Raw genomic sequence first — 14,420 nt, 5'->3', positions numbered from 1 at the left:
TGATAATGTTTTACTGTTTCTATAAGTTTTGAATTCTATAGTATGATCATACTTTGGAGTTCTTTTTTACGGTTGAAAACATAATCTCTTTACTTACAAATTTTACAAAGGTACAACTTTTTTTTTAACTAACAAGTTTCCAACCATTTTTCTATTACTTTAGGGAAGTGCTCGTATTCTAAAAGGTGTATTTTTTCTGCTAAAGTATCAGCGGTATCGGTAGGTAATACTTGGGTTTTTGCTTGAAAGAGGATGTTACCTTCGTCGTAATGTTCGTTTACATAGTGAATGGTGATACCGCTTTCTGTTTCGCTATTGGCTACTACGGCTTGGTGTACGCGAGCGCCATACATTCCTTTGCCGCCGTACTTAGGCAGGAGTGAGGGGTGGATGTTGAGAATGCGGTTAGGATAGGCAGTTATAAGATTTTCAGGTACTTTCCATAGGAAGCCTGCCAGCACAATAAGGTCGGGTTGTTGTGTTTTGAGAACATCGAGTACTACATTTGTTTTGTAGAAAGCTTGTCGGTTGAACACAAGAGAAGGGATATCTAAGCGTTTAGCGCGTTCCAGCACGCCAGCTTGTAGGTTGTTGCAGAGGATTAAACTCACTTGAGCGCTACCTTTTTCGCTGAAATAAGTAGCGATACGTTCGGCATTTGAGCCAGAACCAGAGGCAAAAACAACGATTTTTTTCATAGTTGAATAGGCAAATTAGCAAATTGTGAAAGGGTAACTTTCACGGCATTTTCTATTTCGGTATAGGTAACTTTTTCTTTTCCTATATAAATAAAGGCTAAAGCGTAGGGTTGTTCAGTTAGAGGTAAAAGGTGTTTTTGTAGTCGATAAGCCTCTCGCAATCGGCGTTTGAGTAAATTTCTATCTACAGCGTGTTTAAAAGTGCGTTTAGGCACACTTATCAGTAACTGATAAGGTACCTTAAGAGCAGTGATAGGGGTATACAACAAACGTATGGGGTAGGCTGTAAGTGCCTCACCCTGAGCGAAAAGTTGCTGTATATACTCACGTTTGCAGAGTTTTTCGGCTTTTGGAAAAGTATACATAGGGCAAAAATACGAATAATTTGTCAATTAGCAAATTTAGTCACTTAGCAAAATACATATTATCAACAGATATAACCGAAAATCTATTTCTTAAAAAACGTTAAATTTTCATTTTAATTTCATCTAAATGAATGTTTTTATCTAAGTGCTTTATTTTTAGTTTATCGCTTTATATCCTTAAAAATAAATAACTTACACTTTAATAGTCACGTATAAGAAAATCTTCATTTTTTTAAGAGAATATTTGCGGTATTTTCATTGAATCTTTAAAAACGTTGAGAATACTGTAATTTTTTAACAATAATGCTAAGTAATCTTTAAAAAACAGTTTTTTGGAAAAGATTTTGCACTCTTTAAAACGGCCGCCAAAAAAAATGCTATATAAATTTGCATTTATAATTTTTTTTTCTGAAACTTTGCAAAAATAATTGACATAATATAATAGCGATGAAAGAAAAATTGATGTACGCACTGTTATGCGCTGTGCTGTTCGTCGGCTATGCTTTTGCCCAAGAACACACCGTAACAGGGGTAGTAAAAGATGATGCGGGCACTCCACTACCCGGTGCCTCTGTAGTAGTAAAAGGAACCTCTCACGGGGTCGCTACCGATTTTGATGGTAAATACTCCATCAAAGTACCTAATAATAAGGCTGTATTGGTCTTTTCGTCATTAGGTATGAAGCCTGTCGAACGTCCTGTAGGTAATAACAAGGCAATCAATGTAACACTTGAAGTGGAAGCGCAACAGCTTACCGGTGTAGTGCTTACAGGTTACCAAGAGTTCGACCGTTCTAAGTTTACAGGTAACGCCCAAACCCTTAAAGCCGACAATATTAAAATGGACGGCGTGGTGGATGTAGGTCGTATGATTGAAGGTCGTGCCGCAGGGGTAAACGTACAGAACATCTCTGGTACTTTTGGTACTTCACCTAAAATTACTATTCGCGGGGGTTCATCTATCTTTGGTGATACTAAACCGCTATGGGTAGTCGATGGGGCTGTACAAGAAGAGGTAGTGCCGCTAACCTTCGAACAGCTCGCCTCTGGTGATGCTTCTACTTTGGTGAGTTCGGCTATCTCTGGTATCAATGCGAACGATATTGAGAGTATCGAAATTCTTAAAGATGCTTCAGCCCTTTCTCTTTACGGTGCGCGCGCCCTCAACGGTGCCGTGATTATCACCACTAAAAGCGGTAGAAAAAACGTAAAAACTCAGCTAAACTACCAATTGGAAGAGTCGGTGCGTATGATTCCTAATTACAATCAGTACGACATTATGAACTCTCAAGAGTCTATGGGAGTCTACCGCGAATTGGAGGAAAAAGGCTATTTTTCACTTTCTTCATATACACAAGCGCGTTATGGAGGGGCTTATAATATAATGTATCGCGCTATCGATACTTATAACCCTGCCACAGGTACTTTCTTGCTTGAAAATACCGAAGCTGCACGCCTTGCTTTCTTGCGCAAATACGAATACGCCAATACCGATTGGTTTAAAACACTTTTCCGTCCTTCACTTACACAAAACCACACTGTGAGTCTTTCAGGTGGGGGTGAAAATGCGACTGTATATGGTTCAGTAGGTTTCTTTGTAGACCCAGGATGGACAATTGCCGACCGTGTGCACCGTGTAACAGGGAACCTCAAAACTACCTATACCCTTTCGCCCAGCGTAAAAATTGGGGTGCTCACTCAAGGGTCTATACGTACCCAAAAAGCTCCTGGTACTTACAACCGTACTGCCAACACTGTAAGTGGTGGTTATGATCGCGATTTTGATATCAACCCTTTCAGCTATGCGCTCAATACCTCACGTGCATTGCGCCCTTATGGTGATGATGGCAAATACGAGTACTACAGCTACAACTATGCGCCTATGAACATCCTCAACGAGCTCGCTAACAACTATATGGATTTGAACGTGCTCGAGTATAAAATTCAAGGAGATTTAGAGGTTAAATTAGCTAAAGGACTTAAATACAACTTCCTCGGTTCTGTACGTCACGTAAAGAGTTCAAACGAACACTCTATGAGAGAAAACTCTAACGTGGTAGGAGCTTATCGCGCCAATCGCACAACAGTGATTGCAAAAGCAAACCCTTTCTTGTTTAAAGACCCAGAAAATCCTGATATGATTCCTCAAGTAGCATTGCCTAACGGAGGTATCTATAAACTTACCGAAAACAACTTGCAAAGTTACTATTTCCGCAATGCTTTGGAGTACAAACGTTTGTTTAAAGAAAAACACGACCTAAAAGCATTCTTAGGGCAAGAATATCGTCATACCGACCGCGATAACTCTTTCTTCAACGGTTATGGTTACCAATTTGAGCGCGGAGGCACTGCCTTTACCGATTATCGCGTGATTCAAAAAGCAATTCAGGATAACTCTCCTTACTTTGGTAAATCATTCACTAAAGAGCGTGGTATAGCTTTCTTCTTACAAGGAACTTATACTTACGACAACCGCTATGTATTCGCTGGTACAGCCAATTACGAAGGTTCTAACCAATTGGGTAGAAGCCGCAGTTCACGCTGGTTGCCTACTTGGAACGTGAGTGGTCGTTGGAATGCTTCTAATGAGAGTTTCTTGAAAGACAATACCAAGATTTCTAACCTTGCTTTCCGTTTGAGCTATGGGCTTATCGCTGGTTTAGGTTCTGCCAGCAACGCTTTAGCTATCTTTAAAAACGAAGTAGCTAACCGTTACAACCTCAGTGATAGAGAAAACACTATATTTATAGAAGCACTTCAAAACTCTGAACTCACTTGGGAAAAAGTATACGAAGCCAACGTAGGTATGGAACTCGGCTTGTTTAAAAACCGCGTTAATTTGTCGTTAGACCTTTACCAAAAGAATTCTAAAGACTTGATTGACTATGTACGTACCTCAGGTGTTGGAGGGCAACTTGTAAAATTGGCAAACAACGCCTCAATGGTGACCAAAGGTATAGAGCTCGCTTTGGATACTAAAAATATAAAAACTGATAATTTCAGCTGGAATACAGGTATCAACTTTGCGTATTTCAACCAAGAAATTACAAGCCTTACCTATCGCCCTAATGTGTACAACTTAGTGCGTGAAGTAGGAGGAAACGTAGTAGGCGGAGCGCGTAATACCTTGTACTCTTACGACTTTATAGGATTGAACAGCAAAGGGTTGCCATTATTCAACTTGCTCAATGGTAGTACTAATTTTGAGGATATTAATTTCCAACAAATTGATAATATCTTGAGTTACCTCAAAAAAGAAGGCCCTGTAGAACCTAATATCACAGGAGGGCTTTCTAACACCTTCCGTTACAAAAATTGGGAACTCAGCTGCTTGATTACAGTAGCCGCAGGTAACAAAATACGCAAACCCGATCAATATAGTGTAGATTACAACGACCTTAGCGTTTTCCCTAAAGAGATGAGAAACCGCTGGATCAACCCAGGTGATGAAAGGGTAACCAATATCCCTGCTATTGCCGATAAAAGAACGGTAAACGAAGTAGGTAGAGCTACCCTCCGTCGTGTGTACAACGCCTATAACTATTCAACTGAACGCGTAGTTGATGGTTCGTTCGTTCGTATGAAAAGTATTGGGCTCTCTTATGCTTTCCCTAAAGACGTATTAGACGCTCTACACGTGAACAACCTTACCTTGCGCTTGCAAGCTACTAATCCGTTCTTGATTTATGCCGATAAGAACCTCAATGGCCAAGACCCTGAGTTCTTCCGCACTGGTGGGGTAGCTTACCCTGTAAATACCCAATATACCTTTACTATCAATCTTGGAATCTAAAAAAAATACGTAAACAATGAAAAAGAATATATATACACCCATAATAGCCCTCTTTTTAGGTTTATCGTTTACCGCTTGCAATAAATTTCTGGACGAACTACCCGATGCACGTACAGAACTCGATACACCCGAAAAAATACAAGAGCTCTTAGCAAGAGCCTATCCTGACGCACTGTATGCTGATTTCTGCGAAACAATGAGCGATAATGCAGGTGATAAAGTAAATCTCGCTCAGTCGTCTATATTCAATACACAAATGTATTCTTGGCAAACTAACAACGAGTATAGCACTTGGGATACCCCACCTCACTATTTCTATGCCGCTTATGGGGCAATTGCCAATGCTAACTACGCCTTAGAAGCTGTAGAAAACCTTGGTGGCGGTAGTGATATCAACTACCTCAAAGGAGAAGCCTTGGTAGCCCGTGCTTATGCACACTTTATGTTAGGACTTTTTTGGTGCAAGCCTTTTAATCCTGCTACCGCTGCTACCGATTTAGGCTTGCCTTATGCCACTAAAGCCGAAAGAAAAGTGTTTGAAGTTTATCGCCGTATATCAGTAAAAGATTATTACGATGCGATTGAAAAGGACTTGACTGAAGGTTTACCTCTTATTGATAATAGCAAGTATAGCAAACCTAAATTCCACTTTACCAAAGAAGCTGCTCACGCTTTTGCTTCACGCTTCTACTTGGTAAAAGGTGATTGGGATAAGGTAATTTCACACGCCAATGAAGCTCTTGGCGCTAATCCAGAAAACAAACTACGCGATGTAAAAGGACAACGCGCACGTACCTACGCACAACAAGAGCTATTGTACGCTAGTTCCGATGAACCCGCTAATGCTCTAATTGTAGGGGCTTCCTCTCTTTATGCAAGAAACTTTGCTTACAATAAATATGGCTTGACTTTACAAAAATCGGTAGAAGTATTAGGTGATAACAAGCATCCGCTAAACGGTTTCCGCGCTACTTGGGCGTATCCTCTTTACGGAAACGACGATTACCGCAATTTCCCTAAATACCAGGAGTATTTTAAATATACCAATGTATCAGCAGGTAATGGATATCCTTATGATATGGCAGTGCTCATCTCTTTCGACGAGGTATTTCTCAACCGTTTAGAAGCCTACTTGATGAAAGGTGAAAAAGCTAAGTTCCTTACTGATTTGGTAGTTTTCTTAAGAAAGAAAACAATGCAAAATATTCCTGATACTTTTGTGTTGAGTGAAGCAGATATGAATACCATTTATCAAAACAAAGGTACTGAGTTCGATCCTGCCTATACGCTTTCTACTCAACAACGCGAATGGTTACAAGCGGTAGCCGATGTGAGAAGAGCTGCTTTTGTGTTTGAAGGCTTGCGCTGGATAGACAACAAACGCCTCGGGATGAAAGTTGTACACGTGAAAGGTGGTCAAACTATGGAACTCCCTAAAGATGACCCACGTCGTGAGTTGCAAATCCCTGAAGATGCTATTTCTAACGGTATTACTGCAAACCCAAGATAACTTAACAACAAACATTCAAATTAGTAAGATATGAAAAAGTTATATATCGCCGCAGTGTTAGCGCTGTCGTTAGCTGCCTGCAACAATAAAGAAACCCTTAGTTCTGAGAGTGTATTAAAACCCAGAACAACGGCTAAAACGCCATTAGATACCTATATCTACAACAATTTCCAGAAACCGTACAACATTATAGTTACCTATAACTATATCGATGCCGATTTTGAAATGGGTAAATATTTTTACCCTCCTACCGAAGCCAAAGTGCAACCGATGCTCGAAATCGTAAAAAAAGTATGGATTGATGCCTATTCCGAGGTAGCAGGGCCTAACTTCATAAAAGAAGTAGCACCGCGCCAAATCTCTCTTATCGGGGGGTACAACGTAAACCCCAGTGGTACTATTACCCTTGGGTTTGCCGATAGCGGTATGAAAATCACCCTTTTCAATGTCGATCAGCTCGATGTGACCAAACACGCCGCTACTCGCCAATATTTCCATACCATTCAGCACGAGTATTGCCACATCATCAACCAGAAGAAACCTTATTCATCTGAATATGGCAAGATTACCCCTTCTGGTTATACCGCCAACTGGTATAACGTGCGAGAAGCTGATGCTAACGCCGCTGGTTTTATTACCCCATATTCTATGTTGAATGACATTGAAGACTTTGCCGAGATGACCTCAGGAATGCTCAGTATGAGTAAAACCGCTTGGGATGCCAAAATAAACGCCATCAGTAGCGCCACAGGAAAAGAGGCTATCCGCAAAAAAGAAGCTTTTGTAGTAGCTTATTTCAAAAGCGAATGGAACATCGATATTTACCAGCTACAAGCTAAAGTAGAACAACAAATGCTATCAGTATTACAATAACGCTAATCTCATTAATGAAAAAAATCATTTATATAACTATTGCAGTTTTAGGAATCTTTGCTTGCCAGAAAAACGAACCTGATGACCTTTTTGATGGTAAAACGCCTTCTGAGCGTTTTGAGCAAAGCCAAAATGAATTGCGCACCCAGCTTACCACCCCACAGCAGGGGTGGAAGCTCACCTATTTCACCGATAATAAAAAGTTTGGAGGGTTTACTTTCCTAATGAAATTCACCCCCGAAGGTTTTGTGAATATGGCTTCCGATATAAGCGCTACCGCCTCCCCCACAACAAGTAAATACGAAATTAAATGGGGACAAGGTACTTTGCTTTCTTTCACCACTAAAAACTATATCCACGAACTTTCCGATGCTATGCAGGGTGAACAAGGAAAAGGATTAGAAGGTGAATTTGAATTTATTTATCTCGGAAAAGAAGGTAACAAACTCAAATTCAAAACTCAACGTCAAGCTACTGAACAAATTGTGTATTTTGAGCCCGCTACTGCCCAAGATTGGAATGTTATCCAAAACCTTAGCGGAAGTGTAGATGCTTTAGAAGGCGATATCCTTAGACACTTTTTTAGAGTAACCAAAGATGGCGTGACCAAAGATTATAGCATATCACTATCTAACAGATACCTAACGCTAAATCTTTCGTCCGACCCTTCTCAAACACTAAAAACAGCAATTGTCCCTACTCAAGCAGGCTTTACTTTCGACCCTCCTTTGGTGATTGAAGGCAAAACATTCACCCAAATCACTTGGGATAACAACGCTTCTCCAGCGCGTTATATCACTACAGTAGATGGAGTAACTGCCGAAATACGCTTTGAGTTGAGACCCTCTCAAGAACATATCTCTAATGATTATCAGTCAGTACCGGCAACTGTAAACCGATTCTTATTCTTGTCGGAAACCTTGCTAAGTACTCCTTTTACTACCGAAGGTTTTAGAGATAACGTGATGAAAATAGAAAGCAGCAAGTGGTTCCCTTCACTACTGATTTCTTTTAAAAGCAGTACCAAATGTGAAGTAGAAGTGCGCTATCAATTTCCTAATCAACAGTTTCAATCTCGACTCATCTTTGTTCATAACTACGAAATTAAAGATAAACGCATTTATATCAAAGATAGAACAAGTATCGACGGCACTAATTTAAATTTGTGGCAAGCTACTGAAAATGAAGCTATTTTAAGGAAAGCCTTAACAGCCCTCAACAGTATAGCCTACTTAGGAAGTGAAGGTCTCTATATAAAGAAGGTGCCTAATAAATTCCGTTATACCGATGATGTGTATGTAATACAAAGCCATCGTTTGCCTAATATCTATTTCCCAGCTTATGGATATTTTCAAAGAGATTAAACTAAAAAAGAACTTGCAATGAAAAAAATACTTATTTTACTCGTTACCATTCTTGCTGTAGCTTGTAGCAAAGATGATAATAAAATCAATAATAATAGTAACAACAATAGTGGGGGAGGAGGAAACACTTCCACTCCTACTGTTCAATACGACAATCTCAGTGTAGCAACTCAAACTCTTACTTTCATTACTTTAAGCAGTACCCAAACGCTCACTATTACAGCAGGTTCTGGCAGCTATAGCGCTACAGTAGCAACTCCTATAGTGAGCGTAAAGGTAGTGAGTAACACCTTAGAGATTACCAGCGTGGCTACAGGTACCACTACTATCACAGTAGTCGATACCAAAAGCCAACAAAAAGCTGAAATTCCAGTAGTTGTAAAAACACTTTATACAGTAGATGCCAATGGCACTATCACCCATTCCGATCGCCATAACTTCGCCGATGATACCGATTTGGTACTCTCTGGAGTAAAAGCAGTAGGCGAAGGCGTGTTTAAAGGCTTTGGTGAGTTCAAAAGCATCACTGCCAATGGAGTAGAAAATTTTGAAAAATTAGCTTTTGCCTATTGTCAACAAGTAGAACAAATAACCCTCAACGGGGTAAAAAACATTGGCTTAGGTGCTTTTCAGTTCAATGCTTCTCTACAAACCCTTACCATCACAGGGGTAGAGAATGAAGAGTTGAAAGTTAGCCAAGAAGCTTTTGCCTCTTGTGCCGAACTCAAAACAGTAGCATTGCCCGCACAAACTAAAGAAATAGGAAAGAATGCTTTCTTCCAATGCCGCCAAATAGCAGTAGTGAAATGTGCAGCTGTTGAACCTCCTAAAGTGTTTAGAGGCACTTTTCCTAACCTGATATCTGGTACTCAAAGAGTGTTGTTTGTACCTAAAGGAAGCAAAGAAAAGTACGAAGCTGTAGATAATTGGAAAAGCAAATTCAGTCGTATTGAAGAAACTGATTTTTAAAACCCTTTAAAACTACATTTACAATGAAAAGACTCCTCTTATTACCCATCATCGCTTTGGCACTTTTTGCTTGCCAAAAGAACGAACCCGATGACCTCTTCGGTAAAACACCTGCTGAGCGATTCAACGAAAAAGAAAGCGAACTTCGCAGTGCTCTTACTTCCGCCCCTCAAGGATGGAAACTTACCTACTTTACCAAAGAAGGTACCTTTGGAGGCTACCATTTCTTGATGAAATTTACCCCCGAAGGATTTGTATCTATGGCATCCGATTTTAGTAGTAATACTGTTTCTGCCACTACCTCTAAATACGAATTACAACAAGGACAAGGAGTGAAACTCACCTTCACTACCAAAAACTATATCCACGAACTTTCCGATGCAATGCAAGGACAACAAGGAGCAGGTTATGCAGGTGAATATCAGTTCCTGTATTACGGTAAAGAAGGCGATAAACTCAAATTCAGAACGCAACGCAAGTCTACCGAACAGTTCGTATACTTTGAGCCCGCTACCGCCCAAGATTGGACAGATATTAACACTCTTTCAAGTAACCTCAATACCTTAGCAGAGAATATCTCTAATTATTATATGGAGGTAACAGCTAATGGTAATACCATTCCCTATGAAATCGATATGCGAAACGGGAGTATAGGGATAGCTCCACTTTCTAATGCCAATGATTTCTTACAAGTCTCAGTAGTGGCCACCAAAATAGGAGTAGCCTTTAAACCAGCCCTTACTATTCAAGGCAAAAACTTTACCGAGCTTATACGTGATGATGGTACCACCCCTCCTACCTATAAAGCTACTGTTGATGGCGTAACGGTAAAGGTACACTATTCATTAGTACCTCCTGATGCATTTATCACTGATGATTATAGAGATGTGAACACTCGTATAGCTGCTTTTATCTTACTTACAGATGAAATGAAAACATATACAAATATTACAAGTACTCCTTTCTATGAAAATGTCTTAAAAGTAAATAGCACTACCGATTTCACAAGAGCACAATTAGTTTTTCAAGGTACAAAATGTCTTGTAGCTTTAGGTTATAACTTTAGTGGAACAGAAGCGTATTACACAGCAACTTTTGATTATGAGTTAAGAAACAAACGTCTTTATCTCAAGAATAAAGCAGAAAATACTTTATCTGCTCAATGGCAAGCTCCTGCTAATAGTACAGTTTTACAAAGAGCACGGTCTGCTATGGATTATTTCGCAAATATAGCCTCTGATGGTTTTTATGTAACCAAACTTTCTAAAAGAATCGGACGTTATACTAATCCTGCTTATACCTTACAAAGTGCTAATACCCCAGAGAATAATATTCCTTATTATGCACAAATGAGATAATTGTAAATATATTAGAGGTTACTATTTTTAGTAGCCTCTAATATAAAAATTACTTATATTACTATGAAAAAGTTTTTACTATGCCTAATTTCAGTAGCTTTTGTTGCTTGTAACAAAGATATTGATGAACAAAATGAGCTTCTTCCCTCTGGTAGTGAAGTGTCAGCTAATGCCTCTATCTCTTTGCAAAAAGAAATAGAAAATCAAAACTCTCTTTTAATAGAGTCTTTTTTGAAAAAGGAACAATTATTTGCTCAAGAAGTCCAAACACTCAGAGGTCGTAAAACTTTCACCGAAGAAATTGCTCGTGAAAAGTTAATGCCTTTAGTAAAAGAATCTGTATACCTCCTCAATTTCTTTGGAATGAGTAATGAGGAAATTGTACAAAATTTTGGCTCTCTCAATGACCCTCGAATTGCTTTGGCAGGTACACTTATTACTACTTTAGAAAAAGAGAAAAATAAGGGAGGAGATATTAGTGAGAGTAAGTTTTGGGATTGTGCACAAGAAGTAGTAGGGCTTAAAGTTACTAATGAAGAAAGGCATGAAAAATTTAAAGAAATAAGGACTCGTGTTACTTTAATTATAGGTTGGTTTAGATTTGGAGGATATGGTAGTCCAGCTTCCTATCTAAATATAGGTTCTTCAATAGCAGAATTTATTGTTTGTATGTTTGATAAAATAAATATACAAACTCCATTAACAACCTTACTTGACCCTTATAGTCCAATTGATGAAAACGATCCTTATAGTTTTATAGGACGTCCATTAATACTTGGAAAACATCTTGTAACTTTTAAACTAAAAAATAATCCTAGTCAGAGGGTTCTTTTGTTAAAAAAGGAAATAAAGTATAATAAGGCAAATCATTCTTTTGAGATTGAAGATAATAAATTTTATAACTTGTTTAAGTATATAAATAAATCTTTATATGTAGGACCTTATTTTCCTAAAGAAATAGGAGGAATCCAAACAAGCATAACTAAGGATTACACTTTACACATTGATGGCTATTATCCATATACAAGTATAACAGGAAATCAAATAGATAAAAATAGTATTTCTGAAGAAGATATAGATTTTTAACTAAATTTAACCCCTTATGAAAAAAATAACCCTACTTCTGCTCGCTTTGAGTCTCTCGTTTTGCTCTAAAAAAGACGATGATACTAAAAACGCTAACTCAACTACCGTTACCCCCGAAGCTACAATTTTAAATGTCCCTGCTCAACAAGGTAACTACTCAGTAAACGTAACTGCCGATGGTGCTTATACCGAGCAAACCGATGCCGCGTGGATCAAACTCTCCCCCGACACCGATTATAAAACCCTAAAATTTGAAGTCCTCACCAACGAAGGTGGAGACCGCCACGGTACCATCAACCTAATGGTGCAAAACTCAGTGAAAGCCAAAATAGATGTCTATCAAAAAGCGCGCTTGTTCGTAACCCCCGAAACAACAGCCGTTGAGGTAGGCGCACAAGCTGCTGAACACACCATCAACATCACCGATAAAAATGTGAATGACTATACGCTTAAAGCGTCTCACGATTGGATTACTTTTCCTATCCAGCCCAATAAAAACAAAATTGTTTTCCAAGTAAAAGAAAACACCTCCGGAGCTGATAGAACAGCTACAATTACCGTGTTAGTAGGCGATAAAACCGCTGGTGAAATTGCGGTAACCCAAAGAGTGAATGTATCGTATATTTTGCCTTTTGTAGAGTTTGGCAAAGTAATCGACGATATTAAAAACTTTGAAAAAACGCGTAAAAGCACCCTCAAAAGTGAAAAAGATTTAGGCTCTGGCAGCCAATTAGTATATACCGTAACCGATAAACTTTTCAGCGAAATACAGTACGTAGTCAACTTGCGAGGCTTGCAAAAAGCAGGACTCTTTGCCAAAGAAAACCCTCTTACTGAGGCTCAGAAAAAGAACTTTGAGGACTTTCTCGTGCAAGAAGGGTTTGAGAAAATCACTATCAAAGGCTATAAAACCACTTTGGATATGACCCTCACCGATAAAGACGCCTTTGTACATCGCGAAAAACAAGTGTTAGTACAATTTATGGCTGATGCCAAAGCAAACCACTACGCGTTTTCTTACTATCCTGTACAGCAAAAAAACTTTACTACCTTTGCTCAACTTCCTGCTCTGCTTAAAAAAGGAGCTACTAAAGACGAAATAGCCACTTATGAGCAAGCTAACGGAGGTACTTACGATGCTGCTAATTCGCCTCAATCCAATGAAAAACGCGATGCTTATACGTATAATGTGAACAAAAATAATGTACTTAGCCGCACTTATTTCGTAGGTAAGAGCACTAATACACTTGTAGGGTTATACCAAACCACTTTCCGTTTCAACACAGCTTCTTTAGCTTTCTTTGCAGGCTTAGATGGCGAATATTACCCTACCAAAGAATTTTTAGCCCTCTTGAAAAACGAAGGCTATGTGTACAGCGGAATCTCTAAAGGTTATTATATCTTCAAAAAAGGAAAAGATATAATCTCAGCTAAAGTGCTTATAGAAAACCAAGAAACTGTATTAGATTTTAGAGTTTACTATGTAAAATAACGTTCTATCCCTTAAAAGCCTAACCACAAATGAAAAAGTTATTATTATCCCTGCTATTAGGCGCTACAATTAATGCTTTTAGCCAAGAAAAAGGAACCGCTAAAGACAGTATTCCGTATGCGAAATGGTCTTGTGAATTTGATGCAGGCTTAGGGCTTGCCGAAATGGTGAGTAATGATTTCCAAATGGGAGGTGGTTTACTGCGCGCACAAATGCGAGTGCTCTACTCTCCTGAAAAAAACCTCCGCTTTGAAATGGGTTTTGGAGTCAGTGAGTTTTCACAAGGAGGCTTTCATCAAAGTGAAAGTAACTATGCAATGCTCAATGTCTCTACCCTCGATGTGCCTGTGCGCTTAGCCATAACTACCCCTGTGAGCCCTAATATTGGTATTGTTACCGGTGCTGGACTCCATGTCAGCGCTCCTTTGTGGCGACAGTTCAAAACTCAGGATGTGGACAACAAAGATTGGATAGGAGGTACCGTCAACCTCGGCTATCACATTTTTGCCGGAGTAGATTTATACGCTTCCGACCACAGTAAATTAGCGATTTTTGGAGAAATAGGAGGCTCTTTCTGGAACAAAGGCAACTACATCACCCGTTACCACGCAATCATCAATTTTAGTTATATTTATACACTTTAACCCCCTAAAAACACAATGAAAAAAATCACCCTCCTTTTGCTCGCTATGAGCCTTACGTTCTGCACCAAGAACGACAACGATGCAGTAGATAACCCTATCGACCCAGTGGAAAACCCCGCCCTGATGAAAGAGCTCACTGCATCTCCCGACGGCTGGAAACTCACCTATATTTCCTCCGATGATTCTTTCGGAGGCTACCACTTCTTGATGAAGTTCGACACTCAAGGCAAAGTATCAATGCTCTCCGATCTCAGTGCTACGGCTACCCC

The 14,420-nt window shown here is 39.3% G+C and carries 12 protein-coding genes; 10 read left to right on the top strand and 2 right to left on the bottom strand.

The genetic code is table 11. The annotated features are described in order from the left end of the window. Nucleotides 1-128: 128 nt before the first annotated feature. The gene (purN, locus tag HMPREF9073_RS11615) at nt 129-698 is read right to left on the bottom strand and encodes a phosphoribosylglycinamide formyltransferase (RefSeq protein WP_009413970.1); all 570 of its coding nucleotides are present in this window, start codon (nt 696-698) and stop codon (nt 129-131) included. Continuing rightward, complete coding sequence (gene rnpA / locus HMPREF9073_RS11610) at nt 695-1,063, bottom strand: ribonuclease P protein component (protein ID WP_009413969.1); 369 nt, start codon at nt 1,061-1,063, stop codon at nt 695-697. Before rnpA ends, purN begins: the two co-directional genes overlap by 4 nt. A gap of 447 nt (nt 1,064-1,510) precedes the next feature. On the opposite strand from rnpA, the gene HMPREF9073_RS11605 reads away from it, so the two are divergent. The 10 genes from HMPREF9073_RS11605 to HMPREF9073_RS16400 all read left to right on the top strand — a co-directional run. Further along, nucleotides 1,511-4,855: a SusC/RagA family TonB-linked outer membrane protein gene (locus tag HMPREF9073_RS11605; protein WP_009413968.1), complete on the top strand. Its 3,345-nt coding sequence runs from the start codon at nt 1,511-1,513 to the stop codon at nt 4,853-4,855. Nucleotides 4,856-4,871: 16 nt separating this feature from the next. After that, nucleotides 4,872-6,365 carry a RagB/SusD family nutrient uptake outer membrane protein gene (locus HMPREF9073_RS11600; RefSeq protein WP_009413967.1) on the top strand — a complete coding sequence of 498 codons (1,494 nt, stop codon included), beginning with the start codon at nt 4,872-4,874 and terminating at the stop codon, nt 6,363-6,365. A 30-nt stretch (nt 6,366-6,395) separates the two neighbouring features. Next, a complete protein-coding gene (locus tag HMPREF9073_RS11595; RefSeq protein WP_009413966.1) occupies nt 6,396-7,238 on the top strand; it encodes a putative zinc-binding metallopeptidase in 843 nt (280 codons plus the stop codon). A gap of 14 nt (nt 7,239-7,252) precedes the next feature. Further along, nucleotides 7,253-8,602 carry a DUF4302 domain-containing protein gene (locus tag HMPREF9073_RS11590; protein WP_009413965.1) on the top strand — a complete coding sequence of 450 codons (1,350 nt, stop codon included), beginning with the start codon at nt 7,253-7,255 and terminating at the stop codon, nt 8,600-8,602. Between the two features lie 18 nt (nt 8,603-8,620). Next, nucleotides 8,621-9,571 carry a leucine-rich repeat protein gene (locus HMPREF9073_RS11585; RefSeq protein WP_009413964.1) on the top strand — a complete coding sequence of 317 codons (951 nt, stop codon included), beginning with the start codon at nt 8,621-8,623 and terminating at the stop codon, nt 9,569-9,571. Nucleotides 9,572-9,594: 23 nt separating this feature from the next. Next, complete coding sequence (locus HMPREF9073_RS11580) at nt 9,595-10,929, top strand: DUF4302 domain-containing protein (protein ID WP_009413963.1); 1,335 nt, start codon at nt 9,595-9,597, stop codon at nt 10,927-10,929. A gap of 63 nt (nt 10,930-10,992) precedes the next feature. Beyond that, on the top strand, nt 10,993-12,015 hold the full coding sequence (locus HMPREF9073_RS11575; protein ID WP_009413962.1) for a hypothetical protein: 1,023 nt from the start codon (nt 10,993-10,995) through the stop codon (nt 12,013-12,015). Between the two features lie 16 nt (nt 12,016-12,031). Continuing rightward, the gene (locus HMPREF9073_RS11570) at nt 12,032-13,507 is read left to right on the top strand and encodes a BACON domain-containing protein (RefSeq protein WP_009413961.1); all 1,476 of its coding nucleotides are present in this window, start codon (nt 12,032-12,034) and stop codon (nt 13,505-13,507) included. A 29-nt stretch (nt 13,508-13,536) separates the two neighbouring features. Then, nucleotides 13,537-14,151 (top strand): hypothetical protein, encoded by a 615-nt coding sequence (locus HMPREF9073_RS11565; RefSeq protein ID WP_009413960.1) that lies wholly within the window; start codon nt 13,537-13,539, stop codon nt 14,149-14,151. Nucleotides 14,152-14,166: 15 nt separating this feature from the next. Then, a partial coding sequence (locus HMPREF9073_RS16400; protein ID WP_009413959.1) for a DUF4302 domain-containing protein occupies nt 14,167-14,420 on the top strand: 254 nt, incomplete at its 3' end.

It is taken from the genome of Capnocytophaga sp. oral taxon 326 str. F0382, from assembly GCF_000318295.1.
GTDB lineage: Bacteria > Bacteroidota > Bacteroidia > Flavobacteriales > Flavobacteriaceae > Capnocytophaga > Capnocytophaga periodontitidis.
Note: the sequence above shows the minus strand (reverse complement) of the source record. Positions and strands in the feature narration are given on the sequence as shown.

Bases quoted from the DNA above. Each gene is read 5' to 3' on its own strand.
- HMPREF9073_RS11565 (WP_009413960.1), top strand. From the start codon at position 13,537: ATGAAAAAGTTATTATTATCCCTGCTATTAGGCGCTACAATTAATGCT.
- HMPREF9073_RS11605 (WP_009413968.1), top strand. From the start codon at position 1,511: ATGAAAGAAAAATTGATGTACGCACTGTTATGCGCTGTGCTGTTCGTC.
- HMPREF9073_RS11585 (WP_009413964.1), top strand. From the start codon at position 8,621: ATGAAAAAAATACTTATTTTACTCGTTACCATTCTTGCTGTAGCTTGT.
- HMPREF9073_RS11575 (WP_009413962.1), top strand. From the start codon at position 10,993: ATGAAAAAGTTTTTACTATGCCTAATTTCAGTAGCTTTTGTTGCTTGT.
- HMPREF9073_RS11580 (WP_009413963.1), top strand. From the start codon at position 9,595: ATGAAAAGACTCCTCTTATTACCCATCATCGCTTTGGCACTTTTTGCT.
- HMPREF9073_RS11570 (WP_009413961.1), top strand. From the start codon at position 12,032: ATGAAAAAAATAACCCTACTTCTGCTCGCTTTGAGTCTCTCGTTTTGC.
- HMPREF9073_RS11595 (WP_009413966.1), top strand. From the start codon at position 6,396: ATGAAAAAGTTATATATCGCCGCAGTGTTAGCGCTGTCGTTAGCTGCC.
- rnpA (WP_009413969.1), bottom strand. From the start codon at position 1,063: ATGTATACTTTTCCAAAAGCCGAAAAACTCTGCAAACGTGAGTATATA.
- HMPREF9073_RS11590 (WP_009413965.1), top strand. From the start codon at position 7,253: ATGAAAAAAATCATTTATATAACTATTGCAGTTTTAGGAATCTTTGCT.
- HMPREF9073_RS11600 (WP_009413967.1), top strand. From the start codon at position 4,872: ATGAAAAAGAATATATATACACCCATAATAGCCCTCTTTTTAGGTTTA.
- purN (WP_009413970.1), bottom strand. From the start codon at position 698: ATGAAAAAAATCGTTGTTTTTGCCTCTGGTTCTGGCTCAAATGCCGAA.